25 protein-coding genes and 1 other RNA gene are annotated in these 25,910 nt (G+C 34.4%); 3 read left to right on the top strand and 23 right to left on the bottom strand.

The window, feature by feature from the left end; all coding sequences use genetic code 11:
- Positions 1 to 250 precede the first annotated feature (250 nt).
- From LC457_RS15855 to LC457_RS15895, 9 genes are all read right to left on the bottom strand, one after another.
- Positions 251 to 1,036: a GLPGLI family protein gene (locus LC457_RS15855; protein ID WP_223600758.1), complete on the bottom strand. Its 786-nt coding sequence runs from the start codon at positions 1,034 to 1,036 to the stop codon at positions 251 to 253.
- Between the two features lie 21 nt (positions 1,037 to 1,057).
- Positions 1,058 to 1,330: a hypothetical protein gene (locus LC457_RS15860; RefSeq protein WP_223600759.1), complete on the bottom strand. Its 273-nt coding sequence runs from the start codon at positions 1,328 to 1,330 to the stop codon at positions 1,058 to 1,060.
- A 410-nt stretch (positions 1,331 to 1,740) separates the two neighbouring features.
- Positions 1,741 to 2,994, bottom strand: a complete 1,254-nt coding sequence (locus LC457_RS15865) for a pyridoxal phosphate-dependent aminotransferase (protein WP_223600760.1) — start codon at positions 2,992 to 2,994, stop codon at positions 1,741 to 1,743.
- A 22-nt stretch (positions 2,995 to 3,016) separates the two neighbouring features.
- A complete protein-coding gene (locus LC457_RS15870; RefSeq protein ID WP_223600761.1) occupies positions 3,017 to 3,928 on the bottom strand; it encodes a hypothetical protein in 912 nt (303 codons plus the stop codon).
- An 18-nt stretch (positions 3,929 to 3,946) separates the two neighbouring features.
- A complete protein-coding gene (locus tag LC457_RS15875; RefSeq protein ID WP_223600762.1) occupies positions 3,947 to 5,662 on the bottom strand; it encodes a phospho-sugar mutase in 1,716 nt (571 codons plus the stop codon).
- Positions 5,663 to 5,718: 56 nt separating this feature from the next.
- Entirely contained in the window at positions 5,719 to 6,420 is a 702-nt protein-coding gene (locus LC457_RS15880; RefSeq protein ID WP_213279613.1) for a GIN domain-containing protein, read from the bottom strand.
- A gap of 190 nt (positions 6,421 to 6,610) precedes the next feature.
- Positions 6,611 to 6,994: a hypothetical protein gene (locus tag LC457_RS15885; protein ID WP_223600763.1), complete on the bottom strand. Its 384-nt coding sequence runs from the start codon at positions 6,992 to 6,994 to the stop codon at positions 6,611 to 6,613.
- Between the two features lie 214 nt (positions 6,995 to 7,208).
- On the bottom strand, positions 7,209 to 8,159 hold the full coding sequence (locus LC457_RS15890; protein WP_047425488.1) for a glycosyltransferase family 2 protein: 951 nt from the start codon (positions 8,157 to 8,159) through the stop codon (positions 7,209 to 7,211).
- A 16-nt stretch (positions 8,160 to 8,175) separates the two neighbouring features.
- Complete coding sequence (locus tag LC457_RS15895; RefSeq protein ID WP_223600764.1) at positions 8,176 to 8,778, bottom strand: DUF4199 domain-containing protein; 603 nt, start codon at positions 8,776 to 8,778, stop codon at positions 8,176 to 8,178.
- 131 nt (positions 8,779 to 8,909) lie between these two features.
- Here LC457_RS15895 and ffs point away from each other — a divergent pair.
- An RNA gene (gene ffs, locus LC457_RS15900) (signal recognition particle sRNA small type) lies at positions 8,910 to 9,007 on the top strand.
- Between the two features lie 115 nt (positions 9,008 to 9,122).
- On the opposite strand, the gene LC457_RS15905 is transcribed toward ffs, so the two are convergent.
- The 6 genes from LC457_RS15905 to gyrA form a co-directional block, all read right to left on the bottom strand.
- On the bottom strand, positions 9,123 to 9,809 hold the full coding sequence (locus LC457_RS15905) for a metal-dependent hydrolase (RefSeq protein ID WP_223600765.1): 687 nt from the start codon (positions 9,807 to 9,809) through the stop codon (positions 9,123 to 9,125).
- A gap of 118 nt (positions 9,810 to 9,927) precedes the next feature.
- Positions 9,928 to 10,374 carry an SRPBCC family protein gene (locus LC457_RS15910; RefSeq protein WP_223600766.1) on the bottom strand — a complete coding sequence of 149 codons (447 nt, stop codon included), beginning with the start codon at positions 10,372 to 10,374 and terminating at the stop codon, positions 9,928 to 9,930.
- Positions 10,375 to 10,391: 17 nt separating this feature from the next.
- A complete protein-coding gene (gene menA, locus LC457_RS15915; protein WP_223600767.1) occupies positions 10,392 to 11,321 on the bottom strand; it encodes a 1,4-dihydroxy-2-naphthoate octaprenyltransferase in 930 nt (309 codons plus the stop codon).
- Between the two features lie 72 nt (positions 11,322 to 11,393).
- The gene (locus LC457_RS15920) at positions 11,394 to 12,230 is read right to left on the bottom strand and encodes a 1,4-dihydroxy-2-naphthoyl-CoA synthase (protein ID WP_223600768.1); all 837 of its coding nucleotides are present in this window, start codon (positions 12,228 to 12,230) and stop codon (positions 11,394 to 11,396) included.
- A 219-nt stretch (positions 12,231 to 12,449) separates the two neighbouring features.
- A complete protein-coding gene (locus LC457_RS15925) occupies positions 12,450 to 13,487 on the bottom strand; it encodes a M48 family metallopeptidase (RefSeq protein ID WP_223600769.1) in 1,038 nt (345 codons plus the stop codon).
- A 30-nt stretch (positions 13,488 to 13,517) separates the two neighbouring features.
- On the bottom strand, positions 13,518 to 16,103 hold the full coding sequence (gene gyrA, locus LC457_RS15930) for a DNA gyrase subunit A (RefSeq protein WP_223600770.1): 2,586 nt from the start codon (positions 16,101 to 16,103) through the stop codon (positions 13,518 to 13,520).
- A 95-nt stretch (positions 16,104 to 16,198) separates the two neighbouring features.
- Between gyrA and LC457_RS15935 the strand changes: the two genes are divergently transcribed.
- Positions 16,199 to 16,567, top strand: a complete 369-nt coding sequence (locus tag LC457_RS15935) for a DUF4286 family protein (protein WP_223600771.1) — start codon at positions 16,199 to 16,201, stop codon at positions 16,565 to 16,567.
- Between the two features lie 38 nt (positions 16,568 to 16,605).
- Here the strand turns inward: LC457_RS15935 and LC457_RS15940 are convergent, their stop codons facing one another.
- The 4 genes from LC457_RS15940 to LC457_RS15955 all read right to left on the bottom strand — a co-directional run bounded on the left by LC457_RS15940 (position 16,606) and on the right by LC457_RS15955 (position 18,378).
- Complete coding sequence (locus LC457_RS15940) at positions 16,606 to 16,827, bottom strand: hypothetical protein (RefSeq protein ID WP_223600772.1); 222 nt, start codon at positions 16,825 to 16,827, stop codon at positions 16,606 to 16,608.
- Between the two features lie 115 nt (positions 16,828 to 16,942).
- Positions 16,943 to 17,122, bottom strand: coding sequence for a quinol oxidase subunit 4 (locus tag LC457_RS15945; RefSeq protein ID WP_223600773.1), 180 nt, complete (start codon positions 17,120 to 17,122; stop codon positions 16,943 to 16,945).
- A gap of 246 nt (positions 17,123 to 17,368) precedes the next feature.
- Positions 17,369 to 17,860, bottom strand: coding sequence for a GNAT family N-acetyltransferase (locus LC457_RS15950; protein WP_223600774.1), 492 nt, complete (start codon positions 17,858 to 17,860; stop codon positions 17,369 to 17,371).
- A 5-nt stretch (positions 17,861 to 17,865) separates the two neighbouring features.
- On the bottom strand, positions 17,866 to 18,378 hold the full coding sequence (locus LC457_RS15955; protein ID WP_223600775.1) for a DUF421 domain-containing protein: 513 nt from the start codon (positions 18,376 to 18,378) through the stop codon (positions 17,866 to 17,868).
- A gap of 154 nt (positions 18,379 to 18,532) precedes the next feature.
- On the opposite strand from LC457_RS15955, the gene LC457_RS15960 reads away from it, so the two are divergent.
- A complete protein-coding gene (locus LC457_RS15960) occupies positions 18,533 to 19,072 on the top strand; it encodes a hypothetical protein (protein WP_223600776.1) in 540 nt (179 codons plus the stop codon).
- A gap of 30 nt (positions 19,073 to 19,102) precedes the next feature.
- Here LC457_RS15960 and LC457_RS15965 read toward each other — a convergent pair whose 3' ends face one another.
- The 4 genes from LC457_RS15965 to uvrA form a co-directional block, all read right to left on the bottom strand.
- Positions 19,103 to 19,237: a protein with bacteriocin-type signal sequence gene (locus LC457_RS15965; RefSeq protein ID WP_077417018.1), complete on the bottom strand. Its 135-nt coding sequence runs from the start codon at positions 19,235 to 19,237 to the stop codon at positions 19,103 to 19,105.
- Positions 19,238 to 19,351: 114 nt separating this feature from the next.
- On the bottom strand, positions 19,352 to 19,756 hold the full coding sequence (locus tag LC457_RS15970; RefSeq protein WP_223600777.1) for a hypothetical protein: 405 nt from the start codon (positions 19,754 to 19,756) through the stop codon (positions 19,352 to 19,354).
- Between the two features lie 224 nt (positions 19,757 to 19,980).
- Entirely contained in the window at positions 19,981 to 22,974 is a 2,994-nt protein-coding gene (locus tag LC457_RS15975) for a leucine-rich repeat domain-containing protein (RefSeq protein ID WP_223600778.1), read from the bottom strand.
- 79 nt (positions 22,975 to 23,053) lie between these two features.
- A complete protein-coding gene (uvrA, locus tag LC457_RS15980) occupies positions 23,054 to 25,885 on the bottom strand; it encodes an excinuclease ABC subunit UvrA (RefSeq protein WP_223600779.1) in 2,832 nt (943 codons plus the stop codon).
- Positions 25,886 to 25,910 lie beyond the last annotated feature (25 nt).

The following is a 25,910-nucleotide window of genomic DNA, read 5'->3' on the forward strand; positions in this document are numbered from 1 at the left end:
TATATTTAGGTGTGTAAAAGTCTCAAAGATAATTCCTAGATGAGTGTTGTACAAAGTGTTGTTTAATTTTTAATATTTATTTAATTTTTGGCTTAGTTACTCCGTGATCAGGAAACTTCAAGTCGATACTTATAGATATTTTTCACACTGTGTAAAAGTTTAAGTTTAAAACCCTCAGCAGCCTTATCTGGCATGTAATAAGAGTTAGAAACGTAATAAAAAAGCTATCCTTTTGGACAGCTTCATTTTTTTAGTTTTCGATTGAATTATTATCTTTTTTAAAAGCTTCAATCATTTGATCTCTTCTTTCCTTTGTAAGAGTTTTACTTTGTGGATACGGATTATTTTTAAACTCTTCTCTCTTTTTAATATACTGTTCCTTTGTTACCGGAATTCCTTTCTGTAAAGGTTCAATTTCAACAGCTTTTTTTACAATTCCAACTGCTTTAAATGAATGATATTTATTTTCATCGCTAACTTCTAAAATTAAACCAGTCAGACCTTTAAATCTATATGGTCCTTCAGAAATTGGAATATCTTTAGTGTACCAAGCTGTGAAAACTCTATTACCGAATTTTGTAGTAGCTTTATTACACTTATAACCAAGAATGGTTTTTACATCTTTATAATTAGTGTCCCAGTTCAAATAAGTGTTTTCAAATGTAAAGAAGTCACGATTTATATTAGATGTAAAGTAAATTTTCGAATCTTCCCTATATACAGAATATCCCACTTTATATTTTGGTAATTCAGCAGCTTTAATTTCAACGTTACTCGATGTTTGAGCGGCAACAGTTGCTTTTTTTACAACTTCTCTCGCAGCTGCATATTGTTGACTGTAAAATATAGAAGAATTAGAATTAAAGTCTAAAAGCATTATCTCTTTGTACCTATGATTCGGATCAATATCTGTTGTGTCTCTAACAAAAGAATATTCGTACTGAACTTCAAGCTCAGAAATTGACTTGTTAGCTTTTTGTTGAGAAAATAAACAAGTAAAAGAAAGTAATAAAATTATTAAAAAGTATTTACGCATCCTAAAGTTTAATTTATTCAATTACCACATTCCTGCCATAATAGGGTTAGTAAAAGGAGCAGAACATTCATCCTCCATTTGTTGCAAGTCAGTCAAAAAACAATCAGGTGCATCGTTTGGACCAACGTCAACGGTTTGTGTATATCCACAAGATGATGTAAGGGTAATTGGATGATAGTAAAACATTGCAGCAGAAGTAGCCTTTACTTCCTTAGTTTCTGCCTTAACTTCAGCGCTCTTTGCGCTTACTAATCCTGCAACACAAATTGTTGCTAATAAAATCATTTTTTTCATAATTGCTGTTTTTTTAGTGATTAGTTATTAATTAAAAAATCAACTTGAAAGTATAAAATGAATCAAACGACAAAAGATTTATTTTTATGTTAAATCGCTCGATATCATATACTTTTACATAATTATAAATAATGATTTATTTTCATTTACGGTAATCCGTAAGGTTATAACAAAAGATTTTTTCAGGAGTATTTAAGCTTGGTTTAAAACGTCATTAAACTAAAAAAACACTTAACATAGATGTCATTATACGAATGTTTGAAAAGCTATTTTTAGGACTTTGGTTTTCGCGATCATAATTTAATCAATAAAAGCTTCGACTCCGCTCAGCATGACACAATTAATACTCATTTTGGGATTTAACGATACCATGCCGGACAGAGTCGTAGCATATATTTTTTATGTAAAGACTACTTTAAATTATTCAAAGCACTTTCCAGTTTTGGAAGCATTACTTTGATCTCATCGGTAGCCAATCCACCTACAGAAGCACGGAACCAAGGTTCTGATTTGTCTTCTCCGAAGGCGGAGAATGGTACTAAAGCTACCCCTGCTTCATTGATCAGGTAAAATACAAGGTCTGAAGAGTTTTCAATCACAGTTCCATCCGGTTTTGTTTTTCCGATATAGTTTAACTTAATGGTAAGATAAAGAGCTCCCATTGGTTCAATACTGTCTACTGAAAGTCCTTTTCCTTTTAAATCCTGAACTCCGTTGTGAAGAACTTTTAAGCTTTCTTCAAGTTTACCTTTAAAATCCTCAACGAAAGAATCTACATTTTCTGAGTTTTCATAGAATTTAGCGGTTGCTTCCTGCTCTGGTTTTGGTGCCCATGCTCCAACGTGAGTAAGAAGTGCCTTCATTTTATCAAGGATATGCGCAGGTCCGAATCCCCATCCTACACGTACTCCTGTTGCTGCAAGGCATTTTGAAATACCGTCGATATAGATCGTGTAATCTTTCATTTCAGGGAAAAGAGAAACCGGATCTACGTGTTCAGCACCGAAAGTAAGGCAAGAATAGATCTGGTCATACATTAAGTATAGCGGTTTTTCGTCTGCTCCTCTTTTTTTGTTTTCAGCGATCACCAATTCACAGATTTCTGAAAGCTGCTCTCTTGTAAACATAGTTCCCGTAGGGTTCAATGGAGAACACAATGCCAATAATACAGCCCCATCCAAATGAGGTCTTAAATCATCTGCTGTTGGAAGGAAGTTAGTTTCAGGTTTTGTTTTTACTTCTACAGCATTGGCAGAAGTAAGATAAGCATAGTGATTGTTGTTCCATGATGGTGTAGGATAAACTACTTTATCACCTTCGTCTACAATTGTTTTGTATACGGCATAGATCAAAGGTCTTGATCCGGCAGTGATCAAAATATCCTCTGGAGAATAGTCCAGATTCCATCTTTTTTTAAGGTCTTTGGAAACTTCTTTTCTTAAAGATAAAAGTCCGTTTGCAGGCGGATAATTCGTCAGATTATTCTGATATGCTTTCTGAATCTCTTCCTTCAGCAATGCCGGAATAGGATAGATATTAGAATTCAGATCACCAATAGTAAGATTGGCAATTTCTGCTCCTTTTGCTTTTAGATCATTTACTTCGTTACCAATTTTTACAATTTCAGAACCGATCAGGTTCGCTGCTAATTTTGAAACTTTCACTTTTTCTTATTTTAAATTTATATTATCTTTCTCCATTGATCTTCTCATATATTTCATCTACCGGCATTTGTGTATCAAAAAGGGTTATTGCTTCTTTTACTTTTTTTGCCGTATTGGAATTCGGATATTTTTTAATTATCCTGTTGAATTCCGCTCTGTTTTCATCGTTTAGTTTTCCGGTTCCTTTGTCCATGTCTCTTTCAAAGGTTGGCGTGTTATCCATTCCCAAAAGATAATCAGACAAATATATTTTATAATCCTGTTTGACAGCCTTTATAAGATTGCTCTTAGGATATTTGTTCATAAAGTTTTCCCAGAACATAAGCCTGTCTCCCAGCTGTTCCCAGGTAATTATCAATCCAGCATCAGCTGCATAATTGGATTCACTTTCTTTATCAGTCTGTGAAATATAGACTTCATAATCAGGAGTTACTTTATTCTTAAACATGGAAGAATAATATCCCGGAACGGTCCAGATTTCAGTCATTCCTTCTCCAACTTCCCTGAACTCAAGGCCTTCTTTTTTCAGTTCTGAAGCTAATTTTTTAACATTGTCCGGTAAGTTGTACTGATCCTTATCATAGTTATAATAATTTACATATTTATCTAAAATATCAGTATGCAGGTTCATCAGACATTCTGTATACTTTCCTCTTATTTTTAAATAATCTTCGTATACATTGTCATTCTGCTCCGGACTGTTTCCAGCCATTTCTTTTTCGATTTTTGTACGGTACCATTGAAGTGATGTGATATAATCCTCCGTTTTATGGGCGGGAGAACATGCTGTATCTATCGGTTTGTACTGATCTTCTTTGGTTTCTGTAGTAGCAATCGAATCATTTTCAAGTTTGGTCTCTGAAACTGCAGTTTCCTTTTTACAGGAAACTACAGCTGCAGAAAGTAGGCAAACTGCTATTATTTTTTTGATCATCTGCTGTTTTAGGTGAAATTAATCCAGTTTCAAATCTGTTTTAACGGCTCCGATTTTAGCTTCCAATGATTTTAATTTATCTCTGAAATCCGCTTCTGAAGTAACAGAATCTTTTACAGAAACATAAAACTTAATTTTAGGTTCTGTTCCTGAAGGTCTTACGCATACTTTTGTTCCATCTTGGGTGTAATAGATCAATACGTTAGACTTTGGAATATCATTCATTACTTTTTTCTCGTTGGTAGAAATGGTAAGGCTTGTCTGTTCTTTGAAATCCTTTACTTCTTCCACTAATGATCCTGCAAGTTCTTTTGGAGGGTTTTCACGGAAGTTTTTCATCATATTTTCAATCCCTTCAGCGCCTTCTTTTCCTTTTCTTACAATGTTGATTAATCCTTCGTAATACATTCCAAGATCTTCATAGATCTCGATCATGTACTGATACATTGTTTTTCCGTTGGCTTTGCACCATGCTGCAATTTCACAAGCTAAAAGGATGCTTCCACAAGAATCTTTATCACGAACGAAATCTCCGGTCATAAATCCGAAACTTTCCTCGCCACCACACACAAATTTCTGTGTTCCTTCTGCTTCGCGGATCATTTTTCCAATCCATTTGAATCCGGTAAGACCTACTTTGCACTCAACTCCGAATTTTTGAGCAATATCAAAGAAAATATCTGACGTTACGATCGTAGAACCGATAAATTCTTTTCCTGTAATTCTTTCCTGCTTTCTCCATTCATTCAGGATATAATAAGTAAGGATCGTATTGGTTTGGTTTCCGTTCAACAGCTGCATTTCACCATCAAGATTTCTTACCGCAATTCCCAATCTGTCCCCATCCGGATCTGTTCCGATCACGATATCTGCATTGGTAATTCTTGCAAGATCCATTGCCATTTCCAATGCCGCAGGCTCTTCCGGATTTGGAGAGTCTACTGTTGGGAAATTTCCACTCGGAATCATTTGTTCTCTTACAAGATCAACTTTCTTGAATCCTGCTTTTTCAAGAGCTTTTGGAATCGTTGTATAGGTTGTTCCGTGAATAGATGTGAAAACAATATTTAAATTTTCTTTTCCAACATTCTGATAAGTAGAGTTTTCAATACATGCATCGATATATACATCATCCTGCTCCTCTCCTATCCATTCGATCAGATCATCATTTCCGTTGAATTTAATTTCTTCAAATTTCACAGAATATACTTCCTTAATAATGGCTTCATCATTAGGCGGAACAATCTGCGCTCCGTCATTCCAGTATACTTTATAACCGTTATATTCCGGCGGGTTGTGAGAAGCTGTCAGTACAATTCCTCCGTTACATTTTTTATCACGAACGGTGAAAGACAATTCCGGAGTGGGTCTGTGATCTTTGAAAAGCAGTACTTTAATTCCGTTTGCAGTCAAAACATCAGCTACCAGCTTTCCGAATTCTTTTGAGTTATTACGAACATCATAAGCGATAGCCACTTTAATTTCCTCACCTTTAAACTGTTGAAGCATATAGTTCGCCAATCCCTGTGTAGCCTGTCCTAATGTATATTTATTCAAGCGGTTGGTTCCTACTCCCATTATTCCACGCATACCTCCTGTCCCAAATTCCAATTCTCTGTAGAAAGAATCTTCCAGATCCGGAGAATTGCTGTCGATCAATGACTGTACAGCATCTCTCGTTTCTTTATCGAAGGTATCACTTAACCAAAGTTTCGCTTTTTCTAATGTATTCATATTTGTATGTTGTTCTTTTATAGTTTGTAAAGTTTCTAGTTTAAATAATACTGTTTTTAATCCAGTTTTTTGTTTTCAACTTTCGTCGTCTTATCGATTTTGAACGCCCTGATAGGATCGTTATAGTAAACAAATTTTGCAGTATTCTGGATATTCCCTTTCAAAGAATCTTTTACATTTACTTCTGCATAATTTCCGTTTTTAGAATCGATATTCAGATTGGTGATTTTCCAGTAAGGAGCAATTAAACTTGCTGTATCTGAGATTTTTATAACCGCTTCTTTAGACAATCCAAGAAAATTCGCACGGCTTCTGTTGTGCATTTCCACTTCTGCTCTTCTTGTGTTGACAGATCCCATGAAACTTGCATTATTTTTCATATTAAGTCTGAAATTGTCGGTCTTGATTTCACTTGAAATATTCACTTCCACAGAGTCAGAAATGGCTACTTTTTCCAGGTTATATTTTGAATAAATCGTTACATTATAAAAATCTACGCCTTTTGTACCTCTTTTTTCTTTAATGAAAAGTGTTTTGTCTTTTACATCCACATCCAGATTGCTCGCCACATTCGGATAGGTTTCTATTTCCACAAAATTCTTGGGCCCTTTGGCATAAAATACACGGAATTTCCCTTCCAGATCAAGGTTGACGAACTCCGAAACATCCACATCCTTCTTTTCAATATTTCCTTTCGGAGAAACTTTTCCACAGGAAACTACTGCCATCAGCATCAATGTGTATACAACTTTTTTCATATTTAATTTTAAATATTCTATATTATAACCGTAAAGATATTTATTGAAAATCTCTGAAAGCATTTTTCATAGCTCTCAATGGACTTTCAATATTACTTTTGAACAAAAATAGGATTAAAATTTCTAAAAATCTTTGTCTTTTGACAATAAAATACCTGATAATTTTCAATTTTTTGCTTTTCGGGAAAGACTATTTCTCCTTTCCTTTTACTTTTTTATAAAACCAGGTTTTAGGACTTCCAGCCAGTGAAAACAAAAGCAGATAATCTTTATTTATACCTGAAATTTTCATTGAAGTTGCTTCTTTATCATCATTATACTTCATTTTCAACAGATTATTTTCTATTTCATAAGTCCCGCTATTCCCCATTGAACTGAAAGTTTTATCCTTATAAAAAGTGAGAATTCCTGTTCCGTATCTGGAATTTTTTGTCTTGGTTTTCAATGTATCTGTCTGATGGATTTCCCCATCATAAATATCAATAAATTCCCATGAACCAGAAAGTTTATTGGATGAACATGAAGCTGCAAAAAGTAAAAGAAAATAAAAAAGAATTGGCTTGAGTTTAAACATCCTGATTAAAAGTTTTTATAAAATTACAAAAAGCACCCTGCTGACAGAGTGCTTTTTATGTATTGAAATTGGAATCATTATTTAGCGTAACCACCCCGTCAAAAATTCTTTGAATTTTCGCCACCCCTCCAGAGGATGGGAATGGTCATACATCGACTAAAGATTTATATTAACAGATTATTTTCAGTATGTTTAACTGAATACCCCTCTGAATTTATATCACTTCGTCGATATTATAGTTCTTGTGCTCACGATTGGTTCTGATAATCATTTCTCCTAAGAATCCTGCTACAAACAGAAGGCTTCCCAAGATCATCATTGTTAAAGCAATAAAGAACCAAGGATTATTGGTAATTAAATGTCCGTAAATTCCTCTTGCAACGTCAATCAGTTTAGAAATTCCCAGCCAAAGTGCAGAAAGAAAACCAACAATAAACATTAACGTTCCTACTGCTCCAAAGAAATGCATTGGTCTTCCTCCAAAACGGCTTACAAACCACAGCGTTATCAAATCCAGAAAACCTCTTACAAATCTTTCAGTACCGAATTTTGATGTTCCGTAAGGTCTTGCCTGATGCTGTACTTCTTTTTCCGTGATTCTTCTGAAACCTGCATTGGCAGCCAGTACCGGAATATAGCGGTGCATATCTCCGTAAACATCAACAGATTTTACAACCTGCTTTTTGTAAGCTTTCAAACCACAGTTGAAGTCATGAAGATAAACTCCTGAAACTTTTCTTGCTGCTGCATTGAATAGTTTTGACGGAATATTTTTCGTCATTACATTATCAAAACGCTTCTTTTTCCAACCGGAAACAATATCATAATTATCATGAATCACCATATTGTACAGTTCAGGAATTTCTTCAGGGAAATCCTGCAGGTCGGCATCCATGGTAATCACTACATCTCCGTTTGTTCTTTCAAAGGCTGCATGAAGCGCCTGTGATTTTCCATAATTTCTGGAAAATTTAATAGCGTGGATCTGAGGATACTGAACTTTCATATTCTCAATAATGCTCCACGACAAATCCGTACTTCCATCGTCTACAAACCAGATCTCGTAAGATAAATTGCTGGTTGTGCATACTTTATCAATTCTTGAAAAAAGCTCTTCCAGAGAGTCTTCTTCGTTCAGTAACGGAATAACTATAGATAAATTCATTTAATTTTAATAAAAATTAGGCTTGATTTGTTTCTTCGGGCTGATGTATTGTTCTTGTTCTGAAAAACGCTCCGAAAAACACCGACAAAACTACGTAAAATATAAGAATTGCTGCAAAGTATCCTGAAAAATGACTTGCGGTAAGCATATCTTTTCCTTTAACAGCTTCCGGAGTGAAGCTTTGTAGCCTTTCTTTGTACTTCTGATCCAGCTCATCAATATCTTTCTGATGCTTCAGGATTTTTCTTGCAGAAGTATATTCTGTATCCAATTCTGATTTTTGTCTCTGAACATATTGGTAGTTCAACAGCTTTTTAGCCGCCGGATCTACAAAGTTTAAAAAGGCATAAATACTGAAGATGGAAAGAATTCCTCCGACAAACATCGGAACGAATGCTCTTTTGAAAGCATCTTTGAATTTTACTACTCTATGGTTGTTCCAAAAGGATTTTACAGACCAGAAAGCAGTCCCCGCATAGAGAAGAGGCAAAACAAAAGCATTGGCTTTCAAAGAGATATCAAAATAATTGATTCCTGAGAAAAAAGTGTATACTACAAAGAAAACGATCATTGTAGCGATAAAAAGTATAATTCCTAGTGTTGATGGACTTTTCGTCATATTTAAATTTTTAGAAAAAAGTTGAAAAATTTTCCCTCTAAATGTCAAGCGTTTAGCTTTACCACTGCATTTTTTCAACTAATTTTCTTTAATAAAGTTTTGAAGTTTATAAAATATTCCTACCTTTGCAACGGCAAGTCCTAAACAACCAGCTCCTGAGAATCCTCCAGGGTGGGAACGCAGCAAAGGTAATCGGTCGTAGCGGTGTGATTTAGGTAGCTTGCCATTTTTTTTTGGTTTAAAGTGAGAAGAGAGGTAATTTGATAATTATCTTTTTTTGTTTTTAATACCTTACGCATCATTTTCTTTTTTCTAATTTTCAGATTACCGACTCCCGTTATTGATTAAAATTCGAACGTCTCGCCTAATTTCGGTAAAACAAGTTCTACATTTTTATCTGCAAAATGTTTTAATGCACTTTCATGATTGATTTCAATTGCCGGGAAAGTATCAAAGTGACATCCGATTACTTTTGGAGTTTTCAATAGTTCAGCAGCAGCAAAAGAAGCTTTTCGAGGGCACATTGTGTAGTGGCTCCCGATAGGAAGGATAGAAAGATCAATGTTTCCATATAATCTTGGGAACAGTTCCATATCAGCCATTACTCCTGTATCTCCAGCCAAATAGATATTCTTACCTTCAGGAAGTCTGAAGATATACCCTACAGGAACACCTCCATAGCTTCCATCAGGAAAAGAACTTGTGTGGTGGGCCGGAACCATGGAAATTTTAAGATCGTCGATTTTTGCTGATCCTCCGAGGTTCACATCGTCTTTGTTTTTTGCCTGTTGGAAGTAACCGCATACTTCAGGAACTCCAATGATGGTAGCTTCCGGGTAATGCTGCAACACCTCTGCTACATCGGCAATATGATCACCATGTGCATGAGTCAGCAGGATGTAATCGATTTTTTGAGCAGTAATATCAAACCCTGATTCTGCTTTTTTGTAGTTGTAAAAAGGGTCGCTCAGAATTGTTTTGTCCTTGTAAGTGAACAGGAAACAATTTTGCCCTAAGAATTGTATTTTCATTTTAAATTTAGTTTCAATTGTTATTAAACACAAATGACTCAAATAATTTCACAAACAACACCATGAGATTAGTGATATTCGTGAAAGCATTCGTGCCATTCGTGTTTTCTTTAATTTATTATTTCGATGGGAATTTGTCCTCAATAAGTCTGAGATTAATACCATGTTCCAAATATGCTTTACAGCCATCTAAAACCGTCGTAAAACCACCTGTATTGTCATTAATCTGTTTCATCAGATCTTCGCCAGTCTGATTGAATCCGTAGCTCTTAATGATAACAAGAGTTCCTTTTTCCATAGTTTTGAATTCGTAGTCTACATTCGTTGAAGGATCTCCCCACTCTGTTCTGATCAGCTGGTTCGGAATGATCTTATGTACATTTACTGCGTTTTTCACACCATACATTTCCCATTCCCAGGTAACCGTTTTACCTTCTTCTAATTTTCCGGTAGATTTTGTGAACCAGAAATTTGTTGTTATTTCAGGATTGATAAATGCTTCAAAGACATCTTCAACCGGTTTTCTGATAAGCATTTGAGCTTCAACATAGACATTAGAACTCATGATATACTATTTTAGATTTAGTTAAATAAATTAAGTCCGGCTGCCGTAAGAATGGCCATTACAAAAGTCATGATACCTACCTGCTTTAAATATTGGTCTAATTCTTTTGGCTCTTTTACCGACATGATATTTCTTCTCAGCTTTGATAATGGAAATAACAGGATCATTACGATGAAAACATAATAATTTTGCTGTTGTATAAATCCGTTTACTCCTAAAAAAATAAGGATTAGTATCAATGGAAGCTGTAACAGGATCATTTCATAGATCATTGCATTTTTGAATCCTATTCTCAACGCAAAGCTGTTTTTTCCCGATAGTTTATCGCTTTCAATATCTCTCATATTGTTCAGATTAAGAACTGCCATACTCATCATTCCAACAGCTGTTCCAGGTAATAACATATCCCAGCTGAAAGTTTTTGTAAATAAGAAATAGCTTCCACACACAGAAACAAGTCCGAAAAAGATAAACACGAAGATATCTCCCAACCCCATGTATCCGTAAGGTTTTTTACCTACTGTATACCCAATCGCCGCCAAAATACTCGCTACACCCAATCCTATGAAAATATAAAACTCATTCATATAATTTGGAATGAAAGCAACATACAACAAAGCAATGGTGGCAATGAAAGACAATGCTGCGAAAAGAATCACTGCATTTTTCATCTGTTTTGCCGTAATTTTTCCTGATGCTACGGCTCTTGCTTCAGCTTCATTGATTCTCTTGGCATCGGTACCTTTTACTCCATCACCGTAGTCATTGGCATAATTTGATAAAATCTGGTATAAAAGCGTTACCAAAAGAGCAAGTGCCAGAATCTTCCAGTCCCAGATTCCACCTTCTCCGTAAAGTCTCCATTTTGCAATGAAGGCTCCCATAATAATTCCGCTTAAGGAAAGCGGTAAAGTTCTTAGCCTTGCGGCTTTTATCCAATCAGTCATATAATTATAATTGATAAACGATAATTGATAAATGATATATGAATCATCATTTATCAATTATCAGTTATATTTTTAGGATATCCATTGATCTTCTCCGAAGTTTGGCTTTCTTTTTTCAAGGAATGCATTTCTTCCTTCCTGAGCTTCTTCTGTCATATAGGCAAGACGGGTTGCTTCTCCTGCAAAAACCTGCTGGCCTACCATCCCATCATCTGTAAGGTTCATAGCAAATTTCAGCATTCTGATAGACATCGGTGATTTTCCTAAAATTTCCTGAGCCCATTCGTAAGCTGTATCTTCCAATTCCGCATGCGGAACCACTTTGTTTACCATTCCCATTTCGAAAGCTTCCTGCGCGGAATAGTTTCTTCCTAAAAAGAAAATTTCACGGGCCTTTTTCTGACCTACCATTTTAGCAAGGTAAGCAGAACCGTAACCACCATCAAAGCTGGTAACGTCGGCATCTGTCTGCTTGAAAATAGCGTGTTCTTTACTCGCTAAAGTCAAATCACATACAACATGAAGTGAGTGTCCTCCACCAACTGCCCATCCCGGAACAACTGCAATAACTACTTTCGGCATGAAACGGATCAAACGCTGAACTTCAAGAATGTTCAAACGGTGTCTTCCGTCTTCTCCTACATATCCCTGATGTCCTCTGGCTTTTTGATCTCCTCCACTACAGAATGCCCAGCCGCCGTCTTTAGGGCTTGGTCCTTCTCCTGAAAGCAAAACAACCCCTATTGAAGGGTCTTCAGAAGCATCATAAAAAGCATCATATAGTTCTGAAGTAGTCTTGGGTCTGAATGCATTACGAACCTCTGGTCTGTTGAAAGCAATTCTTGCTACTCCGTTAGATTTTTTATAGGTAATATCTTCGTATTCCTTGGCGGTTTTCCACTCGATCATCTTATAAAAATTTTTCTCAAAGATACGGAATTACAGAGAAATTCTCTGTGTGAAATTCACCTATCATTTAAACAAAGAAGAGTTTTTTTTCATTCAAAATTTCTGTTTATAAATATTGAATAAGAATGTATTTTCAGAATGAACCATCCCCCTTTATTCTTAAAAACAAAAGCCGGAACATTTCCTGTTCCGGCTTTTTATGATTGAGTTATCAAATGATTACTTTGTTGCTGTAGCACTAAGCTCAGCTTCTTTAGCTTTCATCTCTTTAACTTTATCCATATTTTTAGTTACTATGTAAATTTCCTTTAACGCTGTAACTGCATCAAGACTCTTTGGATTTGCTTTATACCATCCTTCAGCGTATGGTAATGCTTTTCCAAATCTTTCTCTTCTTGCGTCGATTAATTTAGAAGCCTCATCCGGTTTGTCTTTTCTCAATGCATTGATCTCTCCTACTACTTTAGCATCATCACCAATAGTTGTATATACTAAGTTTTGATATGCATCAGAGAAGTCAGGCTTAAGCTCAACTGCTTTTTTAAACGCTTCTAAAGCATCATTAACAGTAGCAGGGTTTTTAGCCTGCATTACCCCAAGGTTATACCAGTTTGTTGCGTCATTTGGGTTCTTAGCTAATTGTTCTTTCAATCCGGAAACAAATTTATCTGTATTTCCTGATTGAAGATATGCTGTAGTCTGAGCTTCTTTAAGCTTAGCACTGTTTGGGAATTTAACTAATCCTTTTTCAATAACAGCAAGAGCCTCAGGTGCTTTTTTCGCATTAAGAAGTAATGAAGTAAGAGTTTCGTATAAGTCTGATTCTATACTTTTTGTCTGTTCAGTTTTGAAATCAGTATAGTCCGGGTTCTTCTTCATAAGCTCCCAAGTCGCTTTATCAAGATTCACTACCTGTCCTGTTTTCTTTTCTTTTGCAGTATAAGTAGTTTCTACTCCTGTAAATCCGGAATTAACAAGGTCTGTATATATTTTGATAGACTGGTCGCTGTTATTCGCTAATGCGTGACTAAGTCCAGCATAATACATATATATTTTGTTGTCCTGTCCATTAGCCTTCAATAGGTCATAAACTTCTATAAACTTAGGTGCTGCAGCTGCATAATTTTTTGCATTATATGCATCCATAGCAACTTTATTAGCTTCCTGAAGCTGGGCATTCAAAGCATTGGCATCTTTTTTCTGCCCAAAAGCAAAAGCAGACGCTACGATAGCCATTCCTAAAATTAGTTTCTTCATAATAACTATTTTATATTTATATTGTACAATTTATTCTTCAGAATCAGAATTCTCATTTTCCTCTGCTGCATTTTCATTTTCAGCCTGAGGGATTGTATCGTTTTCCTGGTTATCAGCTACAATATCTGTTCCTTCTTCAATTTCTTCAGAATCTTCTTCTACATCCTTATCCATCGCTACTTTTGCAATAGCTGCAATTTCGTCATTTTTCTTAAGATTGATCAGTTTCACTCCCTGAGTATTTCTACCCATTACTCTCATTTCATCCATACCCATTCTGATGGCAACGCCGGATTTATTGATAATCATCAATCCATCTTCATCTGTTACGTTTTGAATAGCGATCAGATTTCCTGTTTTTTCGGTAATGTTCAGGGTGATAACTCCTTTTCCTCCTCTGTTGGTAATTCTGTAGTCTTCTACTGCAGTTCTCTTTCCATATCCTTTTTCAGATACTACAAGTACTGTTTCGTTCTCTACATCATTCACAACAATCATACCAATAGCTTCGTCACCGTCTTCAAGCAGGATTCCTCTTACCCCGATAGATCCTCTACCTACTTCTCTTACTTTCTCTTCAGGGAAACGAATACATTTACCATTTTTAGTAGCAATCATAATCTGAGAATTTCCATTGGTCAGGTAAGCTCCTAACAACTGGTCATTATCTCTGATCTCAATAGCATTTACCCCGTTTACTCTTGGTCTTGAATAAGCTTCTAATGATGTTTTCTTGATTGTACCGTTTTTGGTAACCATCACAACGCTCATTTGATTTACATATTCGGAATCCTTCAGGTTATTGGTTCTGATATAGGCTTTGATCTTATCATCCGGTTCAATGTTGATAAGGTTTTGTACCGCTCTTCCTTTTGCTGTTCTGGAGCCTTCCGGAATTTCAAATACTCTTAACCAGTAACATCTTCCTTTTTCTGTAAAGAATAACATATACTGGTGGTTGGTTGCAGAAACGATATATTCAAGGAAGTCAGAATCTCTGGTTGTAGCCGCTTTATTTCCTACACCTCCTCTACTTTGAATTTTATATTCTGAAAGTGAAGTTCTCTTAACATATCCTGCGTGAGAAATGGTAAGAACTACAGCTTCATTCGGGATAATATCTTCGATAGACATTTCACCTCCTGAGTAATCAATTTCAGTTCTTCTTTCGTCTCCGTATTTTTCTTTGATTTCGATCAATTCTTCTTTAATGATCTGGAATCTTCTTGGCTCATTGGCTAAGATATCTTCAAGATTTTCAATTTCTTTCATGATCGCATCATATTCATCACGGATCTTATCAAGCTCCATTCCTGTTAAACGAGCCAATCTAAGATCAAGAATCGCCTGAGCCTGAATGTCTGAAAGTTCAAATGCCTCAATCAAGCCTTCTTTTGCTGCCTGAGGGTTTGCACTGTGACGGATAATAGAAATCGCTCTGTCTAATGAATCCTGAGTTCCGATCACTTTCATGAACCCTTCAAGGATATGTGCTCTTTCTTTTGCTTTTTTAAGCTCAAACTGAGTTCTTCTTACGATTACTTCATGTCTGTGCTCTACAAAGTGATGAATGATATCTTTAAGGTTCAGCTGCTCCGGCCTTCCGTGTACCAATGCAATATTGTTTACACTGAAAGAAGTCTGAAGTGCCGTATATTTATATAATAGGTTAAGAACAACGTTCGGAATAGCATCGTTTTTCAATTCATAAACAACACGAAGTCCTTTTCTGTCCGATTCATCTCTGATCTCGTGGATACCAGGGATTTTCTCATCTTTAACAAGCTCAGCTGTTCTTGCGATCATTTCTGCTTTGTTAACCTGATAAGGAATTTCACTAACGATAATAGCGTTTCTGTTTCCTATTTCATCAAAGCTAACTTTAGCTCTTAAAACAACTCTACCTCTTCCTGTATGGAACGCATCTCTTACACCGTCATAACCGTAGATGATACCTCCTGTAGGGAAATCCGGTGCAATGATGTGCTGCATCAGCTCATCAATCGTAATTTCTTTATTATCGATATAAGCACAGATTGCATCTACAGATTCTGATAAGTTGTGTGGCGCCATATTGGTTGCCATCCCTACTGCAATACCGGAAGTACCGTTTACCAAAAGGTTCGGAACTTTAGTTGGCATTACTGTCGGTTCCTGTAAACTGTCGTCGAAGTTATTCTGGAAATCAACTGTTTCTTTGTCTAAGTCTGAAAGCACCTCATCAGAGATTTTTTTCAATCTTGCCTCAGTATAACGCATTGCTGCAGGCGGGTCACCATCCATTGAACCGAAGTTACCCTGGCCATCAACCTGAGGATAACGTAAGCTCCAGTCCTGGGCCATTCTTACCATAGCATCATATACAGAGGAATCTCCGTGCGGGTGATATTTACCCAAAACATCCCCAACAATTCTCGCAGATTTTAAATATTTTCTATTAGAAAACACCCCTAATCCATACATACCATAAAGTACTCTTCTATGAACGGGTTTCAAGCCGTCTCTTACATCCGGTAACGCTCTTGAAACGATAACGGACATCGAATAATCGATATAAGACGACTTCATTTCATCAACAATGTTGATAGGAATCAGTCTTTCTCCTTCTTTTTGCATAAACAAATTTTATTGTAATGATATTCAAACTCTTAGCTGTAAGTCTGAAAATTATTTATTTCCAATTTTTATTAACGGGCTAATTTACGAAAAAAATGCCGATTTTTGCTGTAGAATTTATCCAAAAAATCTTAAAAATTCATAAAAATATGGGAGTATTAAGTATAACTTTCCACTGTACGAAAGATAACCTGGAAGAATGGGAAAATTATATTGATGAAACATTGGTTTTAATGACTGAAAACCTAATGGATGTAGACAAATATATTCTTTCTGAAGTACATAGTGATTATATTGAAGATGGTAAAAATTACAACCTCTTATTAATCTTTGAAAATGATGAATTGCGGGAAGATTTCATTAAAAGTGAACTTTTGAATATCTCTGAAAGAATTGAGAAAAAGTTTGGCCAGGAAGTGATGATCTTTAATACTTACCTGAATCCGAAAAAATCGAGATTATAATTTATAAAAAAGCACTGAAAAATCAGTGCTCTCTTTTTTTATCTGTGATGCCCATGACCACGGCCTCTGTGATGATGACCACGATCGTCATAAATATACACTTTCTTTACCTGGCCAGGTGCATAGTATCTTGCACTTCCACCATAATACCTTTTTGCATGACCCGGCGGCATTCTTCTTCCATGAGGCTCATGCACTATGCATGAAGACAGCATAAATAGTACCACGCCTGCCCCAACTACTTTAAACAAACTTTTCATTATTTTCACTTTTTCAATTTCGATAGCGAAATATATCAATGTTAATGCCAAAAGAAATTGAAATTAAGCTAATATATGTTAAAACCTGCTTCTAGTTTTCATTTTACACGACCTGTTAATAGCCGCTTCTTTTTTTCACCTGCCCAGGAGCATAATCTTTTGCACTTCCACCATATATTTTTTTAGCCTGTCCCGGCGGAACTGTTTTAACGCGACGCCCATTGTCATGCACTACACATGATGACAGCAAAAACATCACAATAAGAACTCCTGTAATTTTAATCAAATTTTTCATTATTTCTATTTTTTCAACTTAACTATTACAAGGGTAATGCCAAATTGGAAAGTTCAGAGTTCAGAGTTTAAGGTTTAAGGTTTAAGGTTGGAATATACAGCCTTTTATTGTCAATGGTCAATTTTGCTTCGCAAGTCAATAGTGAATTTTACTATGGAGATTAGTGCTTATCAAACAAATTCATCATTCATCATTCATCATTCATCATTCATCATTCATCATTCATCATTCATCATTCTTTATTCTTTAAAGAATTTCGCTTCTTTTCTCCATCAAAACAAGATCTTTCCATTCGTCGTTAAGCTTTCCAATTTTTTTTCGGACTCCTACCACTCTGAAGCCGTTTTTCTGATGAGACTTGATGGCCATTTCATTTTCGGAGAAGATATTGGTCTGCAATGTCCAGAATCCGTGGTCCTCGCTGTCCAGAATTATCTTTTTAAGCAATATGGAACCCAATCCCCTTCCCTGGTATTCGTTATCAAAATAAATGCTTACTTCTGCAACTCCTTTAAAACTTTCTCTTTTGCTGATTGGTTTCAGGGCGCACCATCCTATTACTTCATTATTTTCATTTTCAAGTACCCAGCGACAGTCGTTGAAATATTCCATACTCCAGGCTTCAGCGGTAGGAACTTCTGTTTCCAAAGTAGCAATTCCACCATCTACTCCCTGACGGAAAATCTCCAGCACACGGGTTTCATCACTGGGAAGCATTTCTCTTAATTCGTAATTCATCTTATTTAATGATATTTTCTTTTTATTTTCCTTTTAATTCTTGAATAGTGGGTCTGTTTGCTTTTCTCATCCTGAGAAACGACACTGATATTCCCATCCACTTCCAGAACGGAAAGTTTTACATTGTCTATGTTTTCAATTCCATGTTCTCTTATTGCTTCTTCCAATTCACTTTCTGTAATTTTTACACGGTTCAGCGCTGCCTGATCTGCAACACCATCTCTGATAAGAATTACCGGCTCATCCTCCATAAAAGTCTGAAAGGAACGGCTGGAAAACATGATTCTTTTTAAAATAAAGTTAGCGACAAACAAAACTAATGCCGCAATAATTCCGCCCTGGAGAGAAGTATCAGGGCCTACCATCGCATTCTGGACTGCATTTGAAATCAGCAGCAACAATACAACATCTCCTGCATTGAGCTGAGAAAGCAGATTTTTACCAAATAAACGGATAGCAATTACCATGAAAAGGTAAACGCAGAGGGAACGGACAGCAACGTTAAGAATAGGATCCACAATTTTTTTTATCTACTCAAATGTATTGATTTTTTGTTATTGTATGAATGCTACGGAATAAATATGTTGCTAACTACTGGATAGTGATTGATCGTTTATAAAAAGAGATTATTGGTATAAGATTTGACAGCCTTCATAACATTATAATTCAAAGATGAAAAAACAATTATTTTTATATCTGGCCATTTTTCTGCTTTTTACTGCCTGTAAAAAAAATGATATTCAGCCTGCAGATAAAGCAATCAATGAAAAAGTGAATGAACTTTACACTCAATATGGTAAATCTAATGAAGCTGTCTATAATCAGGCAATTTCCGGGGACTTATTTTCTAAGGATCTAAAGAAAGCTTTGGAAGATGCCATATATGCTTCAAAGGCAGATATTGAGAAAGTAAAAAACAGTGATCATCCTGATGAGAAACCCCTGATCTTTGAAGGTGCAATGTTTTCAAGTTTATACGAAGGGTATACCAGTTATAAAATAAAGTCTGTTACAAGACATGATAAGACAGCAGAAGCGTTGATAGAGTTTGAGTACAATATAACCACACCTAAAGTTATATGGACGGATACCATACACCTCATCAATACTGAAAAAGGATGGAGAATAAACAATATTACTTTTGACAAAATTGGAAATTCCAAAGATCTTAAAACGAGATTAACAGAGTTTGTTCAAAGTACACAGCAATAGAAAAGCCGCTTATAAAGCGGCTTTATTTTTTTACGGACATTGAACGATTGGAACATCACTGCAAATTACTTTATTTGCCCATTCGCAAAACGTACAGTATTTTTTAGGCTCTCCTCCGTACACTGACTTCAAATCTGACTTCGTCAGCTTCTTTAAATTTTTCATATAGTTTTAATTTTATGGTAAAGCAAAATTAAAATCTATCTGATTATTTTTTATTACAACTTAATCTGATAAGCTTTCATTATTCACACTTTTATGAATAATATGCAATGAATATTATCTGCTGTGGATTTCTACAGTCACAGGCATTACGTAAGTGTAGGCAACCATGTTATCAGTCAGTTTATTGCGGTCTACTCTATAATCAAGATCGCTTAATACTGTTTCAATTTCTTTGCTTACCGTTTTGCAGTCTCCTGTAGAATGAACATTTACAATTTTACCATTTTTGGCAATATCAAATTTCACTACTGAATTTACAGTTCCCTGCTTGTAATCAGGATTGGTAAGATCAAAATTAGCTTCCAGTTTATTTCTTATATCTGTAAAAGTTTCGCTCCTATTCAGCTGAATAGGTTCAATGGTATTATGATTGGTAGTTTGGGCTTTGGCAGTGTTCAAAACGGCAGCAAATCCACAAACGAAAAGTGAAGCAAACAATATTTGAATTCGATTTTTCATAACTAATTGGTTTTAAATATTATACTAACCTTTTTTTGTATCTCTTAACCAAAGTTATTAAAAATAATTCATATTAATTTTACATTCAGTTAACATTGAGTTAACATTAGAAATTAATTAATTGATTTTCAGCAGAATAAATTTTAAAAATAATTGAAAATTTAATATTGGAAGTTAATTTTGGACATAAAAACTAAATTTTTATTTGCTAATCAAAGCATATATTATTCCATTAGTTTTTTTAGCGCTTCATAAACTTTTTTCCAAGCACTATCTTGAAGATGAGATTCCCATAATCTAATTGGTTTGATATTATTTTTCTCATCTTGCGGCACAAAATAGTAATCACCCATTTTTACTTTTTGGTCTTCATCATTATCAATATATAAATCGAGGTCAAATATTGTACAATCAGAAATCATAATGGGCAATATTTTTACTTTATTTTCTATTCTTTTTTTCATTGCATTTTGAAGTTCGTGATTATAAATAAAATCTGATCCTATAAAATCTTGACTTACCAACATAATTATAATATCTGCCTCATCCAATTTATCAAAGATTTCTTGCTGGACTTCAACACCGGCTTGTAATTTTAAATCTTGCCAAATATTTATCTTCCCACTTCGTTCTAAAGGTTTTAAAAAAGTCATTAGTCTTTGTTTCTCAATCACATCTTCATGACTGTAAGAAATAAATATTTTCTTCATATTTTTTATATTTTTATTATTACTAAAATGTTTAAAATTTAAACTTTTCAAAATTACTGTCTTATCAAAATCAAGTCCACTATTATTTATATTAATTCTATAGCCGTTAATAAGACTAGAAGAAAATTCATCACTTTCCAATAAATTATAGTGTATAAAATTTTTATTATCTGTGGAAAGGTATAGATCATTTGGAAACTTATTATATTTTTTTTCTGTTAAAAGAATATCAGTATCCCTAATTTGATTTTCTTCTAATTCAATCTGTTCATTTTCAATATTTTTATCCAAATAAGTATTCAAAATATCAAAAAATATTTCTCTTTCTAAAGTTTTAGTATCAAAATTATTTTCTTTGGGAATAATTCCAACACTAATAATTAACTTTTCATAATCAAGTTTAACTAACACTTTTGCATTCTGATTTTTTGCAGTAAAAACTAACTGGTCTTTTTTATAAAATTTTTTTTCAGGATTTCCGCCATACAGACAAATTAATTGGTTTATAAATCCAAATGGAATAAAGTTTTCAAATTTTAAGATAAAATTAAACTGATTAAAATCTCCAAAGATGAAATAGTCATCATCTTCATCGGTTGTAGATTTTAAATAACCAGGAATTATATATTTAGCGGGATCTGATTTATTATCAAAAAAAATTACTTTATTGTATTTCAGTAACTCTAATAAATTTTTATTTTTAATTTTCGCTTCAAAAATATTTTGAGGAACTTCTCCATTATACTTCCTTAAAGTAACTTCATTAAATATCCTATATATATCTCTTACTGTCTTCGCAGGATTTAACCAAACTACATCATTTAAATCTAAACTATTTTTGTAGTAAAGAACTAATCCTTTTTTTGAAAGTTGATCTAATTCAGCTTTCAAAAGATTCATCTCACTCTTTTTTTTATGATAAAAAGGGAGCAATTGACTTACTTTAATTTCATTAAGCTTTTTGTTATTAACAATAAATTTATAAAGATCAAATTCCTCTGAAGCCACTTCCTTTTCTGGTCTATTAGTAATAATATTTAATATTTCTTCTTTAAAACTATGTAAAGTAAGATTATACATTTTATTATTTTCAAAGCTTAGCTTGTCAAGACTTAAATAAACATGTCGTATAGTATTATCATTAAGCAATATATCTTGGTGATGTTTTTCAGAATAAGTTTGTATTTGGAATATATTTTTCTGATCACTAGTAAACTCATCTAACTGATCAACATAATCAATCTGACCTAGCCAATATCTACGATTAAAATTTATATTCTTTTCTCCTTTGGAGTCAGTTTTATATTTATTAACATCAGAATTTTTGTTCCAAAAAAGAAGATTTGTTGAAGACTGTGTCAAAAATGCTTTATAAACACCATGATAATAATCTTGCCCTCCAAAATCATAAAAAATAGCTTGGGGAATTTCATCTTTAACCTTCTTATTCTTAAATTGTGATATTTGCAATATATGTGTTGAATTACTTGTTTCTATTTCACTAGAAAAAAAGTAATTTAAAAATGTGGATTTCCCACATGCATGATTCCCCAATAAACAAATTTTTAAAGGTAATCTAACTCTAATTTTAGCAGCTTGATACTTTATAATTTCATTAATAATAACATCGTAATGATTTTTTTCAGAACCTAATATTATATTATTATTTTCTAATATTATATTATTATTTATTATTATTTGATTTAAATACTTTAATTCCAATAACTCCTTTATATCTTCAAAATTTGAAATATAATTATTTGAAATATCAAGATTCTTTAATTTCTTTAAATTTGAAATTTGGTTTAGATTATTAATTTGATTATTTCTAATACGTATATTATGTAAATCCGGTAAGTCATCTAAATTTTCAATTTTAGTTATCTGGTTATAACTTAAATAAATTGAACGTAACTTTTTTAAATTTTCTAAGCCTTCTATTTTCTTAATTTTATTTGCTCCTAAGTATAGATAGCGAAGATTAATTACATTTTCTAGGTTTTTAATTTTATTAATTTCTGTACCATTAATTGATAACCATTCTAAATTAACAAGATTATGTAAACCTTCTATTGTATCTAATTTTTCATTCCAGTTTAATTTTAAATCATATAATTTTGACAACCCATCTAGCCCACTTATCTTTTTTAATTTATTATATGATAAGTCGAGAAATCTTAAATTCTTTAAATTTTCTAAATTTTTAATTTCTGAAATTCTATTATTGGATAAATATAAATCTTTAAGATTTAAAAGATTATTGACTCCCTTAATTTCAGTAATTTCATTTTCCTCGATTACCAATTTTTCTAGATAAACAAATTCATCTAGCCCTTTTATTTCATTGATACCATTTCCTGATAAATTAATTGCTATTACATTATTATCCTTATCAATTTGGTAACAATTTTTATGAGCTATTCTTGAAATTATATTTTCATTACCTACTAAATTCAAGTTGAAATTAAATATCTTTTCAAGTTGAACAATTTGTTCTGATTTCTCCATGATGATTAGTCTTTTCCCCAAAAATAAATAAAAAAACCACAATTTTCATTGTGGTTTTCCGTAATATATTTCTATAATTCTATTCCAGTTCCCTCTTCAAGAACTTCCCAGTCAAGCTTTTCTTAGACTTCACAATTTCTTCAGGGGTACCCTGTGCTACGATCTGTCCGCCATGCTTTCCTCCTTCTGGTCCAACGTCGATGATATGGTCTGCTAATTTGATTACATCCATATTATGTTCGATGATAATGAACGAGTTTCCAAGTTCTACCAATTGATTGATGGCTTCCATCAGGATTTTTACATCTTCAAAATGCAGTCCTGTCGTTGGCTCATCAAGGATATAAAGGGTGTTTCCGGTTTGTCTTTTCGCTAATTCGGTTGCTAACTTGATACGCTGCGCTTCACCTCCTGAAAGGGTTGTTGACTGCTGTCCAAGCGTAATATATCCTAAACCTACGTCCTGTAATGTTTTCACTTTTGCAAAAATCTTAGGAATCGGCTGGAAGAAATCTACCGCTTCATCAATGGTCATATCCAGAACATCAGAAATCGATTTTCCTTTGTAACGAACTTCAAGGGTTTCTCTGTTGAAACGTTTTCCGTTACATGTTTCACAATGAACATATACATCCGGAAGGAAATTCATTTCAATAACTTTCAATCCACCACCCTGACAGGTTTCGCATCTTCCGCCTTTTACATTGAAAGAGAATCTTCCCGGTTTGTAACCACGGATTTTACTTTCCGGAAGTTCCGCAAAAAGGTTTCTGATATCCGTAAACATTCCTGTATAGGTAGCAGGATTAGAACGTGGTGTTCTTCCGATTGGTGTTTGATCTACGTCTACAATTTTATCAATATTCTCCAGTCCTTCAATTTTTTTGTAAGGCAAAGGCTCCTGAACTGCTCTGTAGAAGTGTTTGTTAAGGATCGGATATAGTGTTCCGTTAATCAGGGAAGATTTTCCGCTTCCTGAAATTCCGGTTACTACTACCAGTTTTCCAAGAGGAACATCCAGGGTTACGTTTTTAAGGTTGTTACCCGTTGCTCCTTTTAAAACAATATTTTTACCGCTTCCTGCTCTTCTTTCTTCAGGAATTGCAATTTTTCTTTTTCCATTGATGTATTGAGCAGTGATGGTATCTGCTTTCAACAAATCTTTTGGTTTTCCCTGCCAAAGGATTTCTCCACCGAATTTTCCGGCTCTTGGACCAATATCCAATACCTCATCGGCTTCAAGAATCATGTCTTTGTCATGTTCTACCACCAATACAGAGTTTCCGATATCTCTAAGGTTTTTCAGGGAATGAATCAGTCTTTCGTTATCTCTCTGGTGAAGCCCGATACTCGGTTCATCAAGAATGTATAGTACATTGACCAATTGAGATCCAATTTGTGTCGCCAGACGGATTCTCTGTGATTCTCCTCCTGAAAGGGTTTTTGAACTTCTGCTCAAACTTAAATAGTCCAATCCTACATCCAGCAAAAACTGAAGTCTGGTTTCAATTTCTTTTAAGATCTCATGAGCAATAATTTTATTTTTTTCTGAGAATTTATCTCTAACATCAGCTAACCAGTCTTTTAAGTCTGATAAGCTTAAACCATTGATCTCAGCAATATTTTTACCGTCAATTTTAAAACTTAAGCTTGAAGGCTGAAGACGTGTTCCATGACATTCCGGGCAGGTTTCTTCTGTTGTGAAGTGTCTTTCCAGCAAAATGGCTTCATAAGATTCTCTTTCCTCAATAATTTCTTCCATGAAAGCAATCAGACCGTCAAAGCCAATCTTAATTTTCTTGGTAATTCCGGCGTATTTCAGGTCTTTATTGAATTCTTTATGACATCCGTTGTAGATATAATCCAATGCTTCTTCAGGAATATCCTGCAAAGGCGTTGTTAATCCCAGTCCGAAAATCTCAAGAATATTTTTAATCTGGGAAAGAATCCATTTGTTTGATTTGATATCTTCCAATGGCAATAATCCTCCCTGATTGATAGATAGTTTTGGATTATCAATAAAGTAATCGGTATTGATCTTTTTAATGGTTCCCAACCCTTTACAGTTCGGGCAGCTTCCTTTCGGAGAGTTGAATGAGAAAGTATTCGGTTCCGGCAGCGCCAGAGAGTGCCCTGTTTCTGCGTCCATCAGGTTTTTGGAAAAGTATTCGATATCTTTACTTCCCAATTTCTGAATTCCGATAATTCCTTCTCCCATTTCCATCGCAGTACGCAATGATTTTTCCATTCTGCCTTCTGAAGCATTCTCCCCGATAATCCAACGGTCGATAACGATATCAATATCGTGGGTTTTATAACGGTCAAGTTTTAAATCATATTCAATATCCTGCAATTCGCCATCAATTCTTGCCTGTCCGTAGCCTTTTTTAGCCATCTGTACAAAAAGCTCATGATAATGCCCTTTTCTGGAACGCACGACTGGTGCCAAAAGCATGATTTTCTCTTTTTTATAATTTTCTTTGATGGTATCCAGAATCTGATCTTCTGTATAGCTTACCAATTTTTGTCCGGTAGACAAAGAGTACGCATCCGAAACTCTTGCATACAAAAGACGTAGAAAGTCATACAATTCTGTAACAGTTCCTACGGTAGAACGAGGGTTTTTATTGGTTGTTTTCTGCTCGATGGCAATGACCGGGGAAAGTCCTTCAATTTTATCTACATCAGGACGCTCCAAGCCGCCTAGAAACTGGCGTGCATAAGCAGAGAATGTTTCGATATAACGACGCTGGCCTTCCGCAAAAATAGTGTCGAAAGCCAATGAGGATTTTCCACTTCCGGAAAGGCCTGTAATAACGACCAATTCGTTGCGTGGAATTTTAACATTAATATTTTTAAGGTTGTGTTCACGTGCTCCGTAAACTTCTATATATTCTGTTGATTTGCTCATAATTCGGAGTGACTTTGCCTGAAAA

Origin of the sequence: Chryseobacterium sp. GVT01B, assembly GCF_019970045.1 — a bacterium.
Classification (GTDB): Bacteria; Bacteroidota; Bacteroidia; order Flavobacteriales; family Weeksellaceae; genus Chryseobacterium.

What these genes read in the sequence shown, in the direction of transcription:
- LC457_RS15855 (WP_223600758.1), bottom strand. Translation starts at nt 1,036, where the DNA reads ATGCGTAAATACTTTTTAATAATTTTATTACTTTCTTTTACTTGTTTA.
- LC457_RS15860 (WP_223600759.1), bottom strand. Translation starts at nt 1,330, where the DNA reads ATGAAAAAAATGATTTTATTAGCAACAATTTGTGTTGCAGGATTAGTA.
- LC457_RS15870 (WP_223600761.1), bottom strand. Translation starts at nt 3,928, where the DNA reads ATGATCAAAAAAATAATAGCAGTTTGCCTACTTTCTGCAGCTGTAGTT.
- LC457_RS15875 (WP_223600762.1), bottom strand. Translation starts at nt 5,662, where the DNA reads ATGAATACATTAGAAAAAGCGAAACTTTGGTTAAGTGATACCTTCGAT.
- LC457_RS15880 (WP_213279613.1), bottom strand. Translation starts at nt 6,420, where the DNA reads ATGAAAAAAGTTGTATACACATTGATGCTGATGGCAGTAGTTTCCTGT.
- LC457_RS15885 (WP_223600763.1), bottom strand. Translation starts at nt 6,994, where the DNA reads ATGTTTAAACTCAAGCCAATTCTTTTTTATTTTCTTTTACTTTTTGCA.
- LC457_RS15890 (WP_047425488.1), bottom strand. Translation starts at nt 8,159, where the DNA reads ATGAATTTATCTATAGTTATTCCGTTACTGAACGAAGAAGACTCTCTG.
- LC457_RS15895 (WP_223600764.1), bottom strand. Translation starts at nt 8,778, where the DNA reads ATGACGAAAAGTCCATCAACACTAGGAATTATACTTTTTATCGCTACA.
- LC457_RS15905 (WP_223600765.1), bottom strand. Translation starts at nt 9,809, where the DNA reads ATGAAAATACAATTCTTAGGGCAAAATTGTTTCCTGTTCACTTACAAG.
- LC457_RS15910 (WP_223600766.1), bottom strand. Translation starts at nt 10,374, where the DNA reads ATGAGTTCTAATGTCTATGTTGAAGCTCAAATGCTTATCAGAAAACCG.
- menA (WP_223600767.1), bottom strand. Translation starts at nt 11,321, where the DNA reads ATGACTGATTGGATAAAAGCCGCAAGGCTAAGAACTTTACCGCTTTCC.
- LC457_RS15920 (WP_223600768.1), bottom strand. Translation starts at nt 12,230, where the DNA reads ATGATCGAGTGGAAAACCGCCAAGGAATACGAAGATATTACCTATAAA.
- LC457_RS15925 (WP_223600769.1), bottom strand. Translation starts at nt 13,487, where the DNA reads ATGAAGAAACTAATTTTAGGAATGGCTATCGTAGCGTCTGCTTTTGCT.
- gyrA (WP_223600770.1), bottom strand. Translation starts at nt 16,103, where the DNA reads ATGCAAAAAGAAGGAGAAAGACTGATTCCTATCAACATTGTTGATGAA.
- LC457_RS15935 (WP_223600771.1), top strand. Translation starts at nt 16,199, where the DNA reads ATGCCGATTTTTGCTGTAGAATTTATCCAAAAAATCTTAAAAATTCAT.
- LC457_RS15940 (WP_223600772.1), bottom strand. Translation starts at nt 16,827, where the DNA reads ATGAAAAGTTTGTTTAAAGTAGTTGGGGCAGGCGTGGTACTATTTATG.
- LC457_RS15945 (WP_223600773.1), bottom strand. Translation starts at nt 17,122, where the DNA reads ATGAAAAATTTGATTAAAATTACAGGAGTTCTTATTGTGATGTTTTTG.
- LC457_RS15950 (WP_223600774.1), bottom strand. Translation starts at nt 17,860, where the DNA reads ATGAATTACGAATTAAGAGAAATGCTTCCCAGTGATGAAACCCGTGTG.
- LC457_RS15960 (WP_223600776.1), top strand. Translation starts at nt 18,533, where the DNA reads ATGAAAAAACAATTATTTTTATATCTGGCCATTTTTCTGCTTTTTACT.
- LC457_RS15965 (WP_077417018.1), bottom strand. Translation starts at nt 19,237, where the DNA reads ATGAAAAATTTAAAGAAGCTGACGAAGTCAGATTTGAAGTCAGTGTAC.
- LC457_RS15970 (WP_223600777.1), bottom strand. Translation starts at nt 19,756, where the DNA reads ATGAAAAATCGAATTCAAATATTGTTTGCTTCACTTTTCGTTTGTGGA.
- LC457_RS15975 (WP_223600778.1), bottom strand. Translation starts at nt 22,974, where the DNA reads ATGGAGAAATCAGAACAAATTGTTCAACTTGAAAAGATATTTAATTTC.
- uvrA (WP_223600779.1), bottom strand. Translation starts at nt 25,885, where the DNA reads ATGAGCAAATCAACAGAATATATAGAAGTTTACGGAGCACGTGAACAC.